Annotated in this window: 15 protein-coding genes; 5 read left to right on the forward strand and 10 right to left on the reverse strand. The window is 44.9% G+C overall.

What is annotated here, in order from left to right:
- The first annotated feature begins 25 nt into the window (after positions 1-25).
- The gene (tcdA, locus tag ABJF92_RS03990; protein ID WP_446814549.1) at positions 26-805 is read left to right on the forward strand and encodes a tRNA cyclic N6-threonylcarbamoyladenosine(37) synthase TcdA; all 780 of its coding nucleotides are present in this window, start codon (positions 26-28) and stop codon (positions 803-805) included.
- A gap of 124 nt (positions 806-929) precedes the next feature.
- On the opposite strand, the gene ABJF92_RS03995 is transcribed toward tcdA, so the two are convergent.
- The 5 genes from ABJF92_RS03995 to ABJF92_RS04015 form a co-directional block, all read right to left on the reverse strand.
- Entirely contained in the window at positions 930-2,675 is a 1,746-nt protein-coding gene (locus tag ABJF92_RS03995) for a M14 family zinc carboxypeptidase (protein ID WP_446814550.1), read from the reverse strand.
- The gene (locus ABJF92_RS04000) at positions 2,672-3,523 is read right to left on the reverse strand and encodes an ABC transporter permease (protein ID WP_446814551.1); all 852 of its coding nucleotides are present in this window, start codon (positions 3,521-3,523) and stop codon (positions 2,672-2,674) included. Before ABJF92_RS04000 ends, ABJF92_RS03995 begins: the two co-directional genes overlap by 4 nt.
- A 4-nt stretch (positions 3,524-3,527) precedes the next feature.
- Positions 3,528-4,451, reverse strand: coding sequence for an ABC transporter permease (locus tag ABJF92_RS04005; RefSeq protein WP_446814552.1), 924 nt, complete (start codon positions 4,449-4,451; stop codon positions 3,528-3,530).
- A 142-nt stretch (positions 4,452-4,593) separates the two neighbouring features.
- Positions 4,594-6,123: an ABC transporter substrate-binding protein gene (locus ABJF92_RS04010; RefSeq protein ID WP_446814553.1), complete on the reverse strand. Its 1,530-nt coding sequence runs from the start codon at positions 6,121-6,123 to the stop codon at positions 4,594-4,596.
- Between the two features lie 52 nt (positions 6,124-6,175).
- Complete coding sequence (locus ABJF92_RS04015; RefSeq protein ID WP_446814554.1) at positions 6,176-8,008, reverse strand: ABC transporter ATP-binding protein; 1,833 nt, start codon at positions 8,006-8,008, stop codon at positions 6,176-6,178.
- Between the two features lie 159 nt (positions 8,009-8,167).
- Between ABJF92_RS04015 and ABJF92_RS04020 the strand changes: the two genes are divergently transcribed.
- Positions 8,168-9,073 carry a LysR family transcriptional regulator gene (locus ABJF92_RS04020; RefSeq protein WP_446814555.1) on the forward strand — a complete coding sequence of 302 codons (906 nt, stop codon included), beginning with the start codon at positions 8,168-8,170 and terminating at the stop codon, positions 9,071-9,073.
- On the opposite strand, the gene ABJF92_RS04025 is transcribed toward ABJF92_RS04020, so the two are convergent.
- Positions 9,070-9,468, reverse strand: a complete 399-nt coding sequence (locus ABJF92_RS04025) for a SufE family protein (RefSeq protein WP_446814556.1) — start codon at positions 9,466-9,468, stop codon at positions 9,070-9,072. The genes ABJF92_RS04020 and ABJF92_RS04025 overlap by 4 nt on opposite strands.
- Positions 9,461-10,678: an aminotransferase class V-fold PLP-dependent enzyme gene (locus ABJF92_RS04030; RefSeq protein WP_446814557.1), complete on the reverse strand. Its 1,218-nt coding sequence runs from the start codon at positions 10,676-10,678 to the stop codon at positions 9,461-9,463. Before ABJF92_RS04030 ends, ABJF92_RS04025 begins: the two co-directional genes overlap by 8 nt.
- Before the next feature lie 221 nt (positions 10,679-10,899).
- Here ABJF92_RS04030 and ABJF92_RS04035 point away from each other — a divergent pair, with 221 nt between their 5' ends.
- Entirely contained in the window at positions 10,900-12,420 is a 1,521-nt protein-coding gene (locus tag ABJF92_RS04035) for an aminotransferase-like domain-containing protein (protein ID WP_446814558.1), read from the forward strand.
- A 39-nt stretch (positions 12,421-12,459) separates the two neighbouring features.
- Here the strand turns inward: ABJF92_RS04035 and ABJF92_RS04040 are convergent, their stop codons facing one another.
- The 3 genes from ABJF92_RS04040 to ABJF92_RS04050 form a co-directional block, all read right to left on the reverse strand.
- A complete protein-coding gene (locus ABJF92_RS04040; RefSeq protein ID WP_446814559.1) occupies positions 12,460-13,086 on the reverse strand; it encodes a DsbA family protein in 627 nt (208 codons plus the stop codon).
- Between the two features lie 171 nt (positions 13,087-13,257).
- Positions 13,258-14,469: an amino acid aminotransferase gene (locus ABJF92_RS04045; RefSeq protein WP_446814560.1), complete on the reverse strand. Its 1,212-nt coding sequence runs from the start codon at positions 14,467-14,469 to the stop codon at positions 13,258-13,260.
- 297 nt (positions 14,470-14,766) lie between these two features.
- Positions 14,767-14,961, reverse strand: a complete 195-nt coding sequence (locus ABJF92_RS04050; RefSeq protein WP_445976419.1) for a PA3496 family putative envelope integrity protein — start codon at positions 14,959-14,961, stop codon at positions 14,767-14,769.
- 191 nt (positions 14,962-15,152) lie between these two features.
- Here ABJF92_RS04050 and uvrD point away from each other — a divergent pair, with 191 nt between their 5' ends.
- Together uvrD and ABJF92_RS04060 are read left to right on the forward strand one after the other, a co-directional pair.
- On the forward strand, positions 15,153-17,366 hold the full coding sequence (gene uvrD, locus ABJF92_RS04055) for a DNA helicase II (RefSeq protein WP_446814561.1): 2,214 nt from the start codon (positions 15,153-15,155) through the stop codon (positions 17,364-17,366).
- A gap of 157 nt (positions 17,367-17,523) precedes the next feature.
- Positions 17,524-18,582, forward strand: a complete 1,059-nt coding sequence (locus tag ABJF92_RS04060) for a Gfo/Idh/MocA family oxidoreductase (RefSeq protein WP_446814562.1) — start codon at positions 17,524-17,526, stop codon at positions 18,580-18,582.
- Positions 18,583-18,779 lie beyond the last annotated feature (197 nt).

Raw genomic sequence — 18,779 nt, forward strand, 5'->3', positions numbered from 1 at the left:
ACTGAACGCCTGTGAGGAGAAAAAATTGACTGACGAACAAAGATTTGGTGGCATTCGCAGACTGTATGGTGACGGGGCCTATGAAACCTTTCGTCAAGCCCATGTGTGCGTTATTGGCATTGGAGGTGTTGGCTCTTGGGCGGCGGAGGCGCTTGCTCGCTCTGGCATTGGTCGAATCACCTTAATCGATATGGACGATGTCTGCATTACCAATACAAACCGCCAAATTCATGCCTTAGATGGCAATATAGGTAAAGCCAAAATAGACGTCATGGCTGAGCGCATTAAGCTTATCAACCCAGACTGCCAAATTGACTGTGTAGAAGACTTTATCACCCCTGATAACCTATCTGAGCTTCTATCTGAGCCATTTGATTACATTATTGATGCCATCGATAGCATGAAGCCAAAAGCCGCTCTAATCGCTTGGTGTAAACGTAACAAGCGTGCTGTCATTACCGTGGGTGGCGCTGGCGGGCAAACCGATCCCACCAAAATTCAATCTGGAGATTTATCCTTAACCGTGGGGGATCCGCTGGCAGCTAAATTACGTAACTTCTTGCGTCGCTATTACAACTTCAGCCGTAACCCGAAACGCCGCTTCAATGTGGAGTGCGTGTATTCTTTAGAAGAGCTGAAATACCCACAAGGGGATGGCACGGTGGCGAAAGATCGACCCAAAAACATCACAGAAACCAAAATGGGTTGCGATACCGGTTTTGGTGCCAGCACGGTAGTCACCGCCACTTTTGGTTTTGTTGCGGTGAGTCGGGTGCTAGAAAAGCTACTAAAGAAAGCTGGTTAGCTTTTCAGTCTTATTTTAAGGGCTGTAAGATGCTTAATTGGATATTGTTGATATTAAAGTGAAAAAGGTAGATACAGAATAGGCGTCTGTATCTACTACCATGGAAGGTTAAATCTCTCCAAGCTTAAGCGAACAGCTGGTGTGCTTCATACGCCGCAAGTACGGTTGTCATCTGTACTTGGTGTGCAAAGACAAAGTCGTCTCCATATATGGTCTCATCCGGAAACTCTGTCACTAGTTGCACTGGAACATCTGGATTATCCACCTGGCTGATAAGACAGGGAATATCATTAACAAAATGAAAATTAGACTCCCCTGCATGCTGTTTATAAAGCTCAATCTGCTGCTGATTAAAAGTCATAAGCCCTGGTATTTGCGTTAGTCGAGCGGTAACAAAGGGCAAGAATTTTTCCACGTAATCCTGCCATGCTTGTTCATGACTGTGACGTAAAATTAGGAAGAATCCTTTCGGAATCGTCCACATATCAAAGCCTTGAGGAACATAGCCAGAAAGCGGGCGAGTCCACTCATGAGAAGGGTAGCCATGAAGGTTGATGTGCAAACTAGCTTCACTCAATTGCTTGGCTTTTTGACGAATCTCTTTTTCATACCAAGGGGCTTGATTACGGTACTCTAAATCATCCCCCAATGCTGTATAACGAGCAGCATGGTGCATGTGGTTTGGATTTTCCTTGATTAGCCTTTGATGCAACTCATAGCCATCTGGATTTTCTAATGGGCAAATACTGAAATGGCTATAGGGCTGTTGAGCAAGATATTGAGCCGCCAGTAGACCACCGACAACACCTGAGGTTTCGTTGGCGTGTTGCCCACAACTAATCATTACGGCCTGATCTGAGCCTTTATGATAGCGACCTTGCAGCTTCCTACCGGTAATAGTTTGAGCCGAAAAATCTACGCCAGAGATTATAGAAAGTTCTGCTTTAGCCTGTTCCACACTGATTGCGTGTTGGCAATTGACCAGTGACTGTAAGCCTTTAGAGCTCTCTAGCTGATAATCTTCAAGAGAAATTTGCACACTTGATTGCACTTCCTCCGTAAAGACAATGTTTGGAACAATATGCCCCACTTGTCCTTCTCTACCATGGGCATGATAGCCGCTTTTTACCTTAAACCACTCAAGAATGGAAAAGTATAAGTCTTCATGAAGCGCTTCTCTTAGACTGATTATCTCGTGCTCAAAGTCTAAGGACTGATCTTCATAAGGCAGCTTAACGAGTATCTGTAACTCTTTGAAATAAGGCTCTTGCTGCTGCCAAGGGTGCTGACATATAGCATTTATTGCTTGCTCAAAGAGCTCTTCATAGTCTGTCACTAAGCGTGAATCTTCCAGCACTCCTTTCTCAGGGTGATAAACCTTTAGCCAGCCTGTTGGAGAAAGGTGTTCTTCTTGAATCACACTTTGCTGTACATGGTTCGGAGCAAAAATTTGATATTGAAGAGACTCCCCAGAATTTAAAACCAGATGAACATCGTAAAACCCTTGTTGCTGAGGGTTACCGATAAATTCAATGTTTTGGTCCTTCATCATAACGGCTAATGGGTAAGCCTCTAATAAAAAGCGTTTCTCAGAAGCTTTGCAATGAATAGGATAGAACACCTTTATGTTCTCAATTAACTCTTTTTTATAGGGAATATCCTCAAGAAAAAAGTGTACTAGGGGTTTATAAGCACTTCGAAAGATAGCTTTTATATTATGCTGAAAAAACGCCTGCTCAGCGGCTTTTCGATGCTTTTTATCTGCAAATAACCAAGCTTCGATAGTACAGCCTTGGTATTGCGGCTGGTTAAAACGCTCAACCAGCCTATGAGTTGTAAGTGATAATTCAGTGGAGAAAATAGTGCTCATCGTGACGTTTTCCCAGTTGGGTCTAAACTGTCTCGTAGCCAATCTCCTAGTAGATTAAGCCCAAGTACCGTCAGCAAAATAGCAACACCAGGGAAGACACTTACCCACCATGCATTTTGAATGTAGGTCCGGCCGTCCGCTAACATTCCGCCCCAGCTAGGGGTTAAGGGATCCACTCCTAAACCTAAAAATGTCAGGCTACTTTCTAGCAATATATTGTTCGCTACGTTTAAGGTCATCAGCACGATGACGGGGCCGATTAGGTTCGGTAAAAGGTGACGGAACAAGATACTAAAGTTGCTCACCCCAATGGCTTGAGCAGATAAAATGAATTCTCTGTCTCGTAAAGATAAAACCGAGCCGCGCACTAGTCGAGCGTATTGCACCCATTGGGAGATAATAAGCAGGAAGATCATATTGGCTAAACCACCGCCGACAATAGCAATGAAGGTTATTGCCAAAAGGATAAAAGGCATTGCTAATTGCACATCGGCAAAGCGCATGACCACTACATCCCAAAAGCCACGGTAATAACCTGCGACCAGCCCCATGACGACTCCAAGTACTACTGCACCAGCCACTGAAATAAAGCCCACTTGTAAGGAAATAGCGCCGCCGGAAACAACACGAGCAAGAATGTCACGACCTAGTGGATCTGTACCAAAAATATGCTCAGGATGAGCAAAAGGCGCTAATAAACGAGCGGACAAATCGATTTTGTCGGCGCTTTGGAAAAGTAAATCTGCAAAAATAACGAGCAAGCAGATACCACCGGTTAATAGGGCACCGATGATGAACTCTAAACTCTTATACTGAGATAAATTTGAGGCTAAACGATTAGTAGACATTTTTTTACTCCGTGCGAATACGTGGATCAATTAACCCGTAGGCAATATCGACGAGTAGGTTCACACTGACGATAAGCATTGATAGCAGGGTAATGACAGCCTGTAGAACTGGGTAATCACGGCTACTAACAGCATCGAAAGCAAGTGTTCCAAGCCCTGGCCAGTTAAAAACTCGCTCAATTACCACTATGCCACCTAACAAGCCACCGAATTGCAGACCGAAATAAGTGATCAACGGAATGGCGCAGTTACGTAAGGCATGCTTATAAAGTACGGTGTTTTCACTCAAACCTTTAGCACGTGCCACCATCACATATTGAGCTTGCAGGGTTTCTAGCATGGAAGATCGAACCAGTCGTACGTTTGTTGCCGTTAAAATAATGGCCATAGTGAACGCTGGCATTACGAAGCTTGCGAAACCAGACATACCGCTAGGAGGTAACCACTGTAGCCAGATGGAGAACACCAGTACTAACATCAGGGCTAGCCAAAAGTTTGGAAAAGACAGGCCGATCAAAGAAGTAATGCGGATAAATTGATCCGACCATTGCCCTTTGGACACGGCGGCTTTGATACCCAATGGAATGGATATCACAATTGAGATCACCATAACGGCCCCTGCCAACAAAAGGGTTGCTGGCAATGAGGTGCTGATTAACTCTGAGACTGAGGTGCCCCCTAAGAAGCTGTTGCCGAAATCCAGTTGGAATAGTCCCACTATGAAATCGAGATATTGTTCTAAAAATGGTTTATTGATGCCTAATGCTTCTCGTATCAACACCAAGTCTGCTTCGGTGACACTACCTGCCCCTTGTGTCAGCATTAGTGCTGGGTCGCCTGTTAAGCGGATCGCAAAGGCTACCAACAAGGTAACGGCAAACAAGACAAAAATGGCTTGTAGGAGACGTTTAATTAAAAAGTTCGCCATGACTTTTCCTTAAGTTTCATTATTTAAGAAGCACTTAAATAACATCTAGATATTTGTAATCTGAAAATTGTTGCTAACGAGCGACTAAATACAACGCATAGCTTTCGCCATGGAAATGACTTTTCCATGGCGAAGAGTAGGTTTAATCCACGCTTACATCGGTTAAGCGCAAGCGACTATCAGGTACAGGTGTAAAGTTCTTAACTTTATTGGAAACAGCGAAAATGGCATTTAGATTATAAAGAGGCATTTCTAATGCGCGATCTGCTGTGTAGTTGGCAATTTCTTTTAGTATCTCTTCACGCTTAGTGCTATTTGTAATAGGGCGTTGAGACTCTAAAAGAGCATCTAGGGCAGGGTCACTATCGTATGGGTTCCACTTTTCACCAGTGTGGTACATGAAGTAGGCTGTATTGTCATAATCTAATGTCCAGCCTCCCCAGCTTTGCTGGAACATGGCACCGGTTTTACCCGCAGGTACTATGTCATTAAGCAGTACATTGGTTTCGTAAGGCTTAATTGTGGCACTCAAACCAATGATTTGTAGGTAGCTGGCTACAGCTTGCGTTACCTCATTAAAGGTAGAGTCATTACCACGAATATCGATTTGAATTTTTGAACCCGGTTTAACGCCTGCTGCTTTCAATAACTGCATAGCTTTAGCTGGATCGTAAGGTAACGGCGTCATTGCAGGGTCATTACCAAACGAAATCGCACTTTGGAAACTAGAAATTTGTGATGCCTGTCCTGCCAAGATGGTATCTATGATAGCTTGACGATCTACCCCATATATCAAGGCTTTACGTACACGCTCATCTTTTGTAATACCTTGCTTAGTATTGAAACGCAGGGCATAAACGGTAGGGCTCACGGTAGAAACAATTTTTAGATCGGGGTTATCTTCGATAACTGGGATCATACCAATTGGGATGGTAGGAGGAATGACAAGATCTACACGGCCAGATTGCAACTCAGCAACCGCGGTAGAAGGTTCAGAAATGAATCGGTAGTCCAAGTTAGAAAGTTTAGGCTGGCCACCCCAATGGTTTGAGTAGGCTTCAAGCTTGATGGAGACTTTCGGTTCGTAGGATGCGAATTTAAAAGGCCCGGTGCCTACTGGATGGGTATTAAAGTAGTCTTCACCATGCTCTTTAATATAGGCTGGTGGCACTATCATAGCACCATACCCCGCCAATTTGGTCAGCAATACTGGGTCGGCAGCATTCAGGTGAAAGTCGACAGTATAGTCGTCAATGACTTCAACAGAATCAATGGCGGCGTAGTTGGATCTTTGCGGACCTTTTTTACCTTCTGCTCCCATCAAACGATCAAAGGTGAACTTCACAGAATTGGCATTAAAGGCTTCGCCGTTATGGAAGGTCACCCCTTCACGCAGCTTGAATCGAATGCGTTTACCATCATCCAATTGCGACCATTCAGTCGCCAAACCTGGTTGTAGCTTAAGGTCTGGGCCACGGTAAGTTAGTCCATCATAAATGTTGGTGGCGACCGATGCCCAGTTGACTAAAAACGTATCGATAGGGTCCCAGCTACCCGGGTCTTGCGGGGAGGAAACCGTTAAGGTACTAGCAAAGCTAGAGACCGCAAGAGATAAGCCACAGGCCATAAGTGATGACTTGATAAGAGTCGTAACAGGTAATCGCGTTTTCATTTTCAGCTCTCCAATTTAGGTATAACGAATAGGTTTTAAAGTTATTGCTAGCTTATGATGGTGTGGCGACGAAGTGGTTAGCTTCTACTTCCTGATGAGACACAATGACCGGCGCATCATCCACATGTCTGACCGGGCTTGGTATCTCACCAGTTAATTTCGTAAGGCGTTTTTCTATGGTTGGATCGGCAACTGGAACCGCACTTAATAACTTTTGCGTATAGGAGTGGGTTGGGTTTTCAAGGACTTGTGCCCGTGAGCCAAGTTCAGCAATTTGCCCAAGATACAGCACAGCCACTCGGTGACTGATTTTCTCTACTACTGCCATGTCATGGCTAATAAATAAGTAAGCGATGCCATGCTCTTTTTGTAACTCCATGAAAAGATTGATAATTTGCGCTTGAATCGAAACGTCCAACGCAGAAAGAGATTCATCGGCAATGATAAGCTTAGGGTTGGAAGCCAGAGCTCTGGCAATACAAATCCTTTGGCGCTGTCCACCTGAAAACTGGTGTGGGTAGCGATCCGCATGCTCGGCAGACAAGCCAACACGTTCAAGCAACTCATTTACCCTATGTTGAATCTTGCTTTCACCTCGAATGAGATCATGGGTTTTAATCGGTTCGGCAATGGAGAAGCCCACTGTTTTACGAGGGTCTAGAGAGGCAAAAGGGTCTTGGAATACATACTGGATTTCTTGACGTAGGCGTTTTCGCTCTCTCTTGCTCATCTTCGAAAGAGGGGTGCCTTGATAGCTAACATCACCGCTGGTGGCTTCTTGTAGCTGTTGTATAGTGCGGCCAATGGTCGATTTACCTGAGCCTGATTCTCCCACTAAGGCCAGTGTTTCTCCTCGATAAATATCAAAACTCACGTTTTCTACGGCATGTACTCTGTGAGTAACCTTGCCCCAAAAACTTTTTTTGCTGTCAAAGCGAGTGACTAGGTTGGAGACAGATAATAGCGGGGCTTCATTGTATTTAGCTGTGTCTTGAATCTCTTCATGGCCCACTAGTTTGATTTCACCGTTTTGGATGATCTTTACCGGAAGGCGTTTCGGGAAGGCTTCTCCTTTCATACTGCCCAATTTAGGAACCGCAGAAAGTAGTGCTTGAGTGTAGGGATGTTGAGGGTTTGCAAAGAGCTCTTTAACTTCATTGTGTTCGACCTTCTCCCCTTTCCACATAACGACTACATCATCAGCTACCTCGGCCACTACGCCCATATCATGGGTGATGAAGATTACGGCCATGTTCAGTTCTTGCTGTAAGTCTTTGATAATGGATAGAATTTGGGCTTGAATGGTGACATCGAGGGCAGTGGTTGGTTCATCCGCGATTAACAGTTTAGGACGACATGCGAGCGCCATGGCGATCATTACCCTTTGTCTCATACCACCTGATAGTTGATGAGGATATCGGTGGATCATGTCTTCTGCGTCTGGAAGCCGCACCATTTTTAACAGTTTAATGCTTTCGTTCAGGGCAGAAGTTTTATCGAGTTTTTCGTGAAGGATGAGTGATTCACTGATTTGATCACCGATAGTGTATACCGGATTGAGTGAGGTCATGGGCTCTTGGAAGATCATCGCGATATCTTTGCCGCGAATATTTCGCATCTCGCCTTCAGAGAGCGATAGCAGGTCCATTTCATTCTGTTCCGGCGAAAACAGAATTTGACCAGATGGATAGGTCGCTCCCGACGATTCTGCTAATCTCATAATAGACTGAGAGGTAACAGATTTTCCCGATCCGGATTCGCCGACAATGGCGAGAGTTTTCCCCTGAGAAACAGAAAAGCTTAACCGGTTAATTACCCGGGACTGACCGAACTCAACGGACAAATCTTTCACAGTCAGTATCGGAGATGTAGTCTCTTCTTCCAAAACGAGTTACCCCTATTCATTGAATATTTTTGAAAATCTCTAAAAATTTTCGTCTTCATTAAAACTTCATACTTTTTACATATTTCTATAATGAAAATTTAATGCCATGATATCTACTTATATTTAATCATCATCAATAACTAAACATTATGGAAATGTATGAAATTTAGACAAGTTGAGGCGTTTCGGAACATTATGTTATTGGGAACAACATCGGCTGCTGCCGAAAAAATGTATATTTCTCAACCAGCTGTAAGCCGCTTACTGAGTGATCTAGAAGACTCATTGGGCTTTGATTTATTTGAAAGAAAAAAGGGTAGACTGCATCCTACGATCGAAGCAACAGAATTTTTCCGCTCTGTTGAAGAGATATTTATAGGCTTTCAGAAGTTAGAATCGGTGGCGGAAAGGATTCGTAACCGTACCCCCAGTGAATTAAAAATTGCTTGTACATCCGCCATTTCCAGCTCCTTATTAACGCTTGTCTTAGAAGAGCATAAAAAATTTTATCCCACCGAGCGATTCACCGTATTGACCTTGTCTATGTCAGAAATTGCCATGCGACTGCAAACCAACTCCATTGATCTCGCGCTTGGGTTGGAGTTGCCTAAATTGGTGGGTATTGAGAGAGAATTTATTGGTAACGCTAGGTTTGTTTTTGCTATGCAAGATGGTCATGCACTCAGTCATAAAGAAGTGATTTATGCGGATGATCTTATCGGTGAGAGTGTGCTGTCGGTTTTAGACTCTTACCCAGGCTATTGGAACCAGTTGGAAAGTGCTCTTGAGCCAGTAAAAGGTCAAATATATCGTGGCATCCAGATAGACACCTCTCATACTGCTTATGCCATTATTTCTTCTGGGTTGGCGGTTGGTGTATTAGAACCTTTCGCGGCCATTACTTGGCGAAATAAAGGGGTTATAACCCGACGGTTTGAACCGACTATTAGCTACCCTTATGGCGTTGCATACCCTACCAACATCAAGCAACACAAATCTTTGCATAACTTTATTAATACCATCAAAACGGTTGTACCAAAGATGTCGGAATTTGATGACAGTTAGTGTGTTCTGTGCGCTTGGATAAAGCTAAGGATTGCCAGTACGCCATTGGTACGAGAGGTGGTGAGGTAACTGCTCAGGTTCAGTTCGGCAAGTTCTGTTTTGAGGTCCATAGCCCGAATTTGAGCTTTGCTTTTGCCATTCACAAGTTCAAGAATGGCAACCAGTACGCCGCGCATTAGCTTCGCATCACTGTCAGCCTTAAAGTGGCTGAGTTCGCCTTCTTTATACTCAAGTAACCAAACCGCGCTTTCACAGCCTTTTATTTTGTTTTCATCAGACTTATCTGGGTCTGATAAGCGTTCTAGGGTCTTACTTAATATGACCAAGGTTTTAAAGGTTTCTTCTTTGCTTTTACACTTCTGTAAACGCTGTTTTATTTTCAGTGAATCAGTCATCTGCCAATATCTCAATTGCTTCAATCAGGGCATCACAAAAGCGTTCTGCATCTTCTAAGGTGTTATAACAGGCAAATGAAGCCCTTAAAGTACCGGCTACGCCCAGTTGTGCCATGAGTGGATGGGCACAGTGACTACCTGCTCGAACCGCTACTCCTTTGCTATCTAGGTAACTGTTCAAATCCATTGTGTGAATATTGGGTACAGTTAAAGAAACTAAAGTCGTGTCTTTTTCTGGAGAGTAAATGTCTATCCCGCCAGCCTTAAACAAACGTTGGTAGGTATAGTTAGCTAAGTGCTGCTCCCATTTGAGCAACTCGGCTCTGTCCTGAGATTGCAAAAACTCGCAGGCCGCTGCTAAACCAATGACGCCTTCTATATGAGGCGTACCGGCTTCAAGGCGATAGGGCAAGACATTGAATTCAGTGGCTTGGTAAGCCACGTGATGAACCATCTCCCCACCAGTTTGATAAGGGATTAATACCTCTAGTGCGTGGCTCTTGCCATACAAGACACCAATTCCCGTTGGGCCGTACATCTTATGTCCAGAAAAGGCGTAGAAATCACAATCCAGAGCTTCCACATCAATTGGGTAGTGGGCTATGGCTTGGGCGCCATCCACTAAAGTGTAAGCGTTATACTGCTTCGCTAAGGCCAGCATCTCTTGCAAAGGGGTATGTACACCTATGGCGTTAGAGATTTGTGTGGCAGCAAAAATTCGAGTGCGATCGGTGAAGTAATGGGCATATTCCAACTGCCAATCACCCTCTGACGTTAATGGTATGACGCGCAAGCGAGCGCCAGTACGAAACGCTAATTGTTGCCAGGGGACTAGGTTGGCATGATGCTCAAGACTGGTAATAAGGATTTCATCGTCTTTTTCTAAGAGGTGTTCAAGACCATAAGCCACCATATTGATGGCTTCTGTGGTGCCTTTGGTCCAAATAATATGGCTTTGCTCTGGGGCATTAATAAAATTGGCGAGGCTTGTACGTGCTTGCTCGAAGTGATTGGTGGCGCGATCACTTAAGTAGTGAGAACCCCTGTGTACGTTTGCGTTGGCAGTAGAGTAGTAATGTTGGATAGCTTCCAGCACAGCAATGGGCTTTTGCGTCGTTGCCGCATTATCTAGGTACGTGAGCGGATGATCATAAGCTGGTTGCGATAATATCGGAAACAGCGGGCGCAATGTGCAAGGGTCAAAAGCCATGAAATTCTACTTTCTATCTAAATAGTGGTCACACAAGGCAGTTATCGTCGAGCAAAGACTGGCCACCTTCTTAATGAACTGTTTATGGTGATACGTTGGACAAATTGTACCTTAATGGCTTTTTAAAATGAGAAAATTTAGCTTTTTGCTTGCCTTTTTTTCGAGCACGCCTAATGATTGGAAACAGATGTTTATAACTGATATTTAGAGGGTACACAGTCGTGGCAGATTTCTTATATAAAGGCGTCGTTGATTGGTTTTTGGAGCAAATGTCCCAAGATAAATTGGCCGCTGGGGACAAGATGCCGTCGTTACGCAAGCTTGCTAAAGAGCTCAAGCTTAGCTTAAACACGGTGATCCATGCTTACGAAATTCTCTGTGAAGAAGGCTGGATTGAGTCACGACCTAAATCGGGTTACTTTGTCTGTCATCGTAGTAACGCAAAACCCGCCTCTCTTGTGGTGGGGGAAGCCCTTCAAGCGTTGCAAGAAGATGGCGTTAAAATGGCTTGGTCTTGCCTTGCTCATCGCAGTGCCTTAGTGGATCACGATGAGTCACTTCTCTCACTTTCAAACCGCCATGAAGAGCAAGACTTTCCTGTCTTAGGGAAGGGGAACCTATCCGCCAGAGAAGCTCTTAGTGGTTATCTCAATAGCTTAGGGATTAAGTCCCATGCCTCACAACTTTGGCTGTCTCGCTCGGCACTCAGCCTGTTTAGCCAGACTGTTTTAACCCTAACGCAAACAGGGGACACGGTTTTAGTTTTAACGCCCTGTGATCCAAGAGTTCCCTCAACATTGCAAAGTCTGGGTCGTAAAGTATTGACCCTTGCGGTAGGGGAAAGAGGGGCGGACTTGGATATTGTGATTCGTAGTTTGCGTGATGAGAAAATTGCTATGTTGGTGCTGCCTGGGCAGTTTGCTTTTCCTAGTGGTCAACTGATCAGCAATCTGAGTTTGCGCCGTTGGTTAGCCATAATAGAAGAGGTTAAAATTCCAGTTATTGAGTGGGACATGTGCTCACACCTTGGTTATCGAGCCAATGCTATTATGACCTATAAGTCATTGGATCATCATGAGCATATTATTTATCTAGGGGGAATAGAGTCTAAATCGAGCGATGGAAGTCAAGCTTGGTGTGTGCCGGGTCAGTATCAAGCCCAATTAGAAGGCGCCTTTTTAGCCGCGGATACAGCGCTGTCACACAAGCAGCAAGAAGCGCTAACTTCTTTATTACAGAGTAGTGGTAAACGCTCACTTACTAAGCGTAGCCGAGATATTTGGGCCAATGCCGAGCGTATTAAAGGCCAGTTAGAACAACGTCTTGGGGAGGCCGTCAGCTTTGCACCAAGCAAAGGTGGCTTAAGTTTATGGATGTACCTAGACCAGCCATTAGCTGAACAAGATGCTGTCAATCTACATGCCGTGTTTCGGCAGAGCGTAGTACCGGGCGCGATGATGAGCTTTGAGGCGGACGCGAATCATTGGTTGGCGATTAATATCAGCATGGGCGATGCGAGCTTATTGATTGATAAGTTAGCGGAATACTTAAAGGTTGGTGCGACTGCAAAAGATGTTGTGAGCGAGCCTAGTAAAGCCTTAGAGCAAGCGACATCCGCTGTAGTAGAAAAACAACAGGCTGAACCAAAAGTGGAGGTGAAGAAGAAGGCTGAGCAAAGAGACGCCTCAACTGAGCCCTTGTATAACCCAATGCTTGATCTCATTAACCATGACTTTGGTTAGTCTCTAGCTGCTTGTGGTGAGCAAATAGAAGATAAGGCGCTATGACAGCGCCTTTTTTATGCTTGCTAACATGGTGGTGTGGTCTTTGTAATCCAACTGAATGTAAGTCAGCTTGTCACCGATCACTAGGGCCAAAGAAGGGAAAGAATTTAAACCAAGTTGGCGAGCTTGATGTATTTCTTGTTCCAATAGATTGTGTTCTTTGACATGCGCCATAGACTTTTTAAAGCCCTCGGCTTTGAGGCCAATATTCACTGCACACTCGGTTAGCACCTTTAAATCCGATGGGTTCTTAGCGTGTAGGTAATAAGCTTCTTGGATGGCATGGTACATCTCTTCTTCCAACTCTACATCTCTTGCTACATAACAAGCACGACAAGCTGGGTAAGTAGAGCGGCGTGGCTGGGCGGTGCGCCAAAAATCAAAATTGAATTCGCGGCCAAGAGAGTTTTGGATATTGTGCCAAGTCGCTTCTAATTTGGCTTTCATGTCTTCTGGCATTGGTTGGTCGGAATCAACCGCCAAACCACCCAATAAAGGCTGAATAGTCAGTTGTTTATTATCGACTAATGGCTGTAAGGCTTTTTGCAGTTTGCTCCAAGTCGGACGAAATCCCCAGCACCAGCTGCACATAGGGTCGTAACAATAGAGTAGAGTCGCTGTCATAATCTGTTCCGGTTAATGTCTTACTTTTGTTTTATGCGGCAGGCTTGATCAGCCTCCATGAAAAATAATGACGCTTATCTTGGCATAATTTTTCATCATGGGGCTAGCGTTGGCCAAAAAAAACCACCTTTAGGAATCCCTAAGGTGGTTTTAGTGTCGTTGAGAGACGTATTAAGCGTCTTGCGTGTCGCTCTTTAGCACAGCGGCAATGGCATCACACAAAGGCTCCATATTGTCATGGGTCATACCTGCCACACTAATGCGGCCAGAACCCACTATATACACGCCGTGCTCTTTACGTAGCTGAGCCACTTGTTCTGGGCTTAGGCCTGAGAAAGAGAACATGCCTTGTTGGTGCGAAATAAACGAGAAGTCTTGGTTCACACCCTTCATGCGAAGAGTGTTTACAAACAAGCTACGCATTTCATGAATCCGAACACGCATGTCTTTTAATTCGCTTTCCCATAGCTCATACAATTCTGGCGTATTTAGAATTTCAGCAACGACAGCAGAACCATGAGATGGTGGGTTCGAGTAGTTGGTTCGAATGCAGCGTTTTACTTGAGTAAAGACAGTTTCTGCTTGCTCAGCTGTCTCACAAACAACTGTCAACGCACCAACGCGCTCATTATATAAACCAAAGTTTTTCGAGAAAGAGTTGGCGATCAGCATTTCTGGAACTTGATCCAAGAAAGTACGCAAACCTTGCGCATCTTCTTCCAAACCACGACCAAAACCTTGGTAGGCAAAATCAAACAAAGGCAGAAAGCCTTGTTTGCTAGACAGCTTCGCGAGCTGTTGCCATTGTTCAGGGGTTGGGTCGATACCCGTGGGGTTATGGCAGCAACCGTGGAAAAGCACTACGTCCCCTTCAGGGATCTGTGACAAGCTTGCTAACATGCTTTCAAAATCTAAGGATTTTGACTTTACATCGTAGTAAGCATAGCTGCCCACTTCTAGGCCAACAGACTGAAAAACCGATTGATGGTTCGCCCATGTTGGGTTACTGACCCAAATGGTGGCTTCTGGAAGGTGTTTTTTAATGAATTCGGCGGCAACTCGTAAGGCGCCTGTTCCGCCAGGTGTATGGGCAGTTTGGGCCAGTTGCTTGGTAATGATTTTGTGATCAGCACCAAATAAAAGTGTTTGTACTGCGCCACGATAGGCGGGTGCGCCTTCGATGCTAAGGTAGCTTTTGGTGGTTTCTTGGTTCAACAAACGTGTTTCGGCTTGTTTAACAGCTTTCAAAATAGGCGTTGTGCCTTGTTCGTCCTTGTACACACCAACCCCTAAATTAATTTTATTAGGTTTTGGGTCATTTTTGTAAGCGTCATTCAGGCCAAGAATTGGGTCTGCTGGAGCAGCTTGGATATGTTCAAACATGGAGACTCCCCAAGAGGGTTTGATTACTTTTTTTATTATGGATTAATCGGCATTAAAATCAGCCGTTATGGTACTCCATGAAGATCATGACTGCCATTAAAAATGCCTAATTAGCAGGGGGAAATCAGCCGATTGCTTGAGCTAGGTTGGGTGTTTGGGTGTTTTTTTGGGGTGACAATAGCCGCCAATCGAGAAATTGGTAACTGGGGTGTTTTTAGGTGTAGCCTTCCCTATTAACAGAAGACCTAGCTTCTGCTAGCGGATATCACCTATCAACTAACGCTGTGAGAACGAGTTTTATTCGTCCCAACCGTCAGAAATTGCTTGATGTAAGCGCTTTTCTTCTAAGTGCTGCTCTATGGCTCGACGAGCTCTGAGCATGCGAGCAGAATCTTCCTTTTGGTTCTTTTCGTTTTCTTCTTTTTTCAAACTGATTGAAGCATGAAGAATATCGGTTTTTACTTCGGTCAAAGTTTCTGACAGGTTACTCATGATGGTATTTTCCTTTCTAGCGTATTTTGATGACATTGAAATACACAGATCACTGTCATCGACGGGTGAAAAAAGTCAAAATAGACAGACAACATAATTAACAAGCTAATAAAAAACGCATTTCGATCAAAAATCAACCTGATCATGCCGTTTTTTTGTTACAAATAAAATACAACCTATGGCGGAATCTGATGGACGTTTCTTTTATCCTCGACGGATTAAACGATAAACAGCGCGAGGCAGTGGCAGCACCATTGCAGAATAGCTTAGTACTAGCTGGGGCCGGCTCAGGCAAAACGCGTGTTCTTGTGCATCGAATCGCTTGGCTTATGCACGCTTATGAGTTGTCTCCTTACAGTTTGATGGCCGTTACCTTTACCAACAAAGCCGCCCGCGAAATGCAAGGCCGTATCGAGCAACTGGTTGGTGTTCCGCCGCAAGGCATGTGGGTAGGCACCTTCCACGGTCTAGCCCACCGTTTGCTACGTGCTCACTGGCGTGATGCAGGTTTGAAAGAAAACTTCCAGATCATGGACAGTGATGACCAGCTAAGACTGATCAAACGTATTATGCGTGAACTGCGCATTGACGATACTCGCTGGCCACCGAAGCAAGTATCTTGGTTTATCAATGCTCAAAAAGATGAAGGTCGCCGTGCCGCCCATGTGCCCGACAGCCATGATCCGTTTGCGAAGGGCATGAGAGAGCTTTACTACCACTACGAAGAAGCGTGCGAGCGAGGCGGTCTATTAGACTTTGGTGAGCTTTTATTGCGTGCCCATGAGTTGATGTTGAGTACGCCAACGCTTTTAAGACATTACCAAGACAGATTTCGCCATGTGCTAGTGGACGAGTTTCAAGACACAAACACCATACAATACGCGTGGTTACGCCTCATGGTCGGCGATTCTGGCACCATTACCGCTGTGGGTGATGATGACCAGTCCATCTATGGCTGGCGTGGTGCAAAGATTGAAAACATTCAAAGCTTTACCAAAGACTTTACCGATGTAGGCACTATTCGCTTGGAGCAAAATTATCGCTCCACAGGTCATATTCTAAATGCCGCTAATGGTTTGATAAAAAACAATGATGATCGTCTGGGTAAAGAGTTGTGGACCGACAGTGGCGAGGGGGACCCTATCTCCTTATACGCAGGCTTTAACGAGCAAGACGAAGCTCGCTTTATCATTGGCATCATTAAACAGTGGAGCGATAAAGGCACTGCGTTAAAAGACATGGCCATTTTATACCGCTCGAATGCTCAGTCACGGGTAATAGAAGAATGTTTGGTTCGGGAACAGATTTCATATCGTATCTATGGTGGACACAGATTCTACGACCGCCTTGAAATCAAAAATGCCCTTGCCTATGCCCGTTTAGCTCTAGACCCCAATGATGACGGTGCCATGGAGCGAGTCATCAATGTGCCTCCGCGTGGTATTGGTGAGCGCAGTATTGGCACGTTGCGTGAAATTGCCCGTGATCAAGGCTGTTCTATGTGGCAAGCAGCACAGGAAGTTGTGCGTCAGTCATTAATGACAGCACGAGCTTGCAACGCCATTAAGGCTTTCTTGCAATTGATTGAAGGTTTAAGCAGTACAGTCCAAAACCCAGATTTAAACCTTAATGATGTGTTTGAGCAGGTGATTGAAGAAGCTGGCTTGATCCCTTTCCATGAAAAAGAAAAGGGTGAAAAAGGGGAAGCTCGTATTGAGAACTTAAAAGAGCTGGTCGGTGCGGCTGGTGGCTTTAGCTGGAGCGATGAAGACGAAGAGTTCAGTTCTCCGTTGATGGCCTTCTTGGATAAAGCCGTTCTCGACGCAGGGGAAGCGCAGGCAGATGAGCACCAAGATGCCGTGCAATTAATGACATTGCACTCTGCGAAAGGTTTGGAGTTCCCTCTAGTGTTCCTAACGGGCGTGGAAGAGAATGTGTTTCCTAGCAAGATGTCCTTTGAAGAGCCGGGACGTTTAGCAGAAGAGCGTCGCTTATGTTATGTGGGTATCACTCGAGCCATGGAAAAACTTTATATTACTTACGCCGAGTCACGTCGCTTATTTGGCAGTGAGTCCTTTAACAGTCCGTCTCGATTCATTAAAGAGATTCCACCTGAAACGATGGAGGAAGTGCGCTTACGTTCTCAAGTAAGCCGACCTGTGTCTTTACAGCGTCCTGATTTCCAGACAGAGAAAAGTCGTTTGAGAAACAGTCAGGTATTGAATGCGTATCAAGCACCAGAAGTGAATGTCAGTATGGGCGATCGGGTGAAACACCCTGTGTTTGGTGAGGGCTTGGTTATCAACTATGAAGGCCAAGGGCCGCAAGCGCGAGTACAGGTGAACTTTGATGATGAAGGCAGCAAATGGCTGGTATTGTCTTTTGCTAAGCTGGAAGTGCTTTAGTTGTTTAGATTGACGATGAGGTTTCCTCTGGCTCCGCGCGCCAGCGCGCAAAGTCGCTACGAGAAAACCTCCTCGCCAATTGCTGCAAGTTAAGGCTTATATATCAGTTACTTGCTTATGGGTGTCAATTTAACAAAATAAAAATAAGGAGTGTTGTATGACGATTAAAGTCGGTTTGATAGGGTTTGGTTTATCTGGGCGTTTTTTCCATGGGCCTTTCATTCAGAATGATGCTGAGATGGCGCTAACTTGTGTCTGTACACGACAAGAGCAGGCGGTACAGGAAACACATCCTCAAGCCCGAGTGGTCAGTAGCGTTGAGGCGGTGATGACAGCACAAGATGTAGACTTGGTTGTTATTACCACACCGAACAGTTTGCATTTTGAGCAAGCGAAACAAGCCTTAGAAAACGGTAAGCATGTATTACTGGAAAAACCTTCTGTTACCACTGTTGAGCAGATAGAAGAACTCTGTAACCTTTCTAAGCAAAAAGGCTTGGTTTTCTGTGTATATCAAAACCGTCGATTCGACGGAGATTTTCAGCACTTAAAAGCTTTAATAGAGAGTAAAGAGCTTGGGGAGTTAAAGCAGCTAGAATCTCGTTTTGACCGTTTTAGACCCCAACTGCAAGACCGTTGGGGTGAGCAGCCTGGGATTGGTGCGGGCATTTTTTGGAATTTGGGGCCTCATCTCTTTGACCAAATCTTACTCTTGCTTGGTACACCAGATTGGTTACAAGCCAGCATCGACATTTTACGAGGTGGTGGACAAACTGCCGATACCTTTGAACTAGAGCTTGGCTATGGTGAGAAGCGTATCCGTTTAGGCTACAGCACTTTTGAGGCGGGAGAAGCGAGTCGCTTTAATGCGCGCTTCACTCATGGGCGCTGGCAGTGTTTTGGTGTTGATCCACAAGAAGAAGCGTTACGCAGTGGGCAAATGCCTTGGCAAGATGCGTTTCCTAGCGCAGGCCGCGCGCAGTCTATGACCCATTATAAATCCGCTGATCAGTTAACGATTGAATCCCAGGAGGGCGTTGCACCAATAGGCCAATATGTGGATTTTTATCAGCAATTAAGAGACGCTATTTTGCATCAAGGCGAGCCACCAGTATCCTTAGTGCACGCAAGTCAGTTAGTTTACGGTTTGTGCTTGGCGGAGGAATCCGCGGCGAAAAATCAGCGTTTAGCTTGGGATTATCAACCAAATATTTAGCCTTCTTGCACAGAATATACTTATTTTTCAAAAATAGGTTGAGCTAAAAACGATCAATTCATATTATCGTCTGCCCTTTTATTGGTTTTACCGTATCAGGGCGATTTTCTGTCTGCCTCTAATAATAAAAACAGCATGTTGGGTGTTTGAACTAACGCCTCTTAAGACAGAGTCACCGACTATAAAGTAACTCGTTC

This window comes from Marinomonas sp. (assembly GCF_039940335.1).
GTDB lineage: Bacteria > Pseudomonadota > Gammaproteobacteria > Pseudomonadales > Marinomonadaceae > Marinomonas.

Coding starts and splice junctions, on each gene's coding strand:
- ABJF92_RS04060 (WP_446814562.1), top strand. CDS start 17,524: ATGACGATTAAAGTCGGTTTGATAGGGTTTGGTTTATCTGGGCGTTTT.
- ABJF92_RS03995 (WP_446814550.1), bottom strand. CDS start 2,675: ATGAGCACTATTTTCTCCACTGAATTATCACTTACAACTCATAGGCTG.
- ABJF92_RS04030 (WP_446814557.1), bottom strand. CDS start 10,678: ATGGCTTTTGACCCTTGCACATTGCGCCCGCTGTTTCCGATATTATCG.
- ABJF92_RS04010 (WP_446814553.1), bottom strand. CDS start 6,123: ATGAAAACGCGATTACCTGTTACGACTCTTATCAAGTCATCACTTATG.
- ABJF92_RS04050 (WP_445976419.1), bottom strand. CDS start 14,961: ATGAGTAACCTGTCAGAAACTTTGACCGAAGTAAAAACCGATATTCTT.
- ABJF92_RS04040 (WP_446814559.1), bottom strand. CDS start 13,086: ATGACAGCGACTCTACTCTATTGTTACGACCCTATGTGCAGCTGGTGC.
- uvrD (WP_446814561.1), top strand. CDS start 15,153: ATGGACGTTTCTTTTATCCTCGACGGATTAAACGATAAACAGCGCGAG.
- ABJF92_RS04025 (WP_446814556.1), bottom strand. CDS start 9,468: ATGACTGATTCACTGAAAATAAAACAGCGTTTACAGAAGTGTAAAAGC.
- ABJF92_RS04005 (WP_446814552.1), bottom strand. CDS start 4,451: ATGGCGAACTTTTTAATTAAACGTCTCCTACAAGCCATTTTTGTCTTG.
- ABJF92_RS04020 (WP_446814555.1), top strand. CDS start 8,168: ATGAAATTTAGACAAGTTGAGGCGTTTCGGAACATTATGTTATTGGGA.
- ABJF92_RS04045 (WP_446814560.1), bottom strand. CDS start 14,469: ATGTTTGAACATATCCAAGCTGCTCCAGCAGACCCAATTCTTGGCCTG.
- ABJF92_RS04000 (WP_446814551.1), bottom strand. CDS start 3,523: ATGTCTACTAATCGTTTAGCCTCAAATTTATCTCAGTATAAGAGTTTA.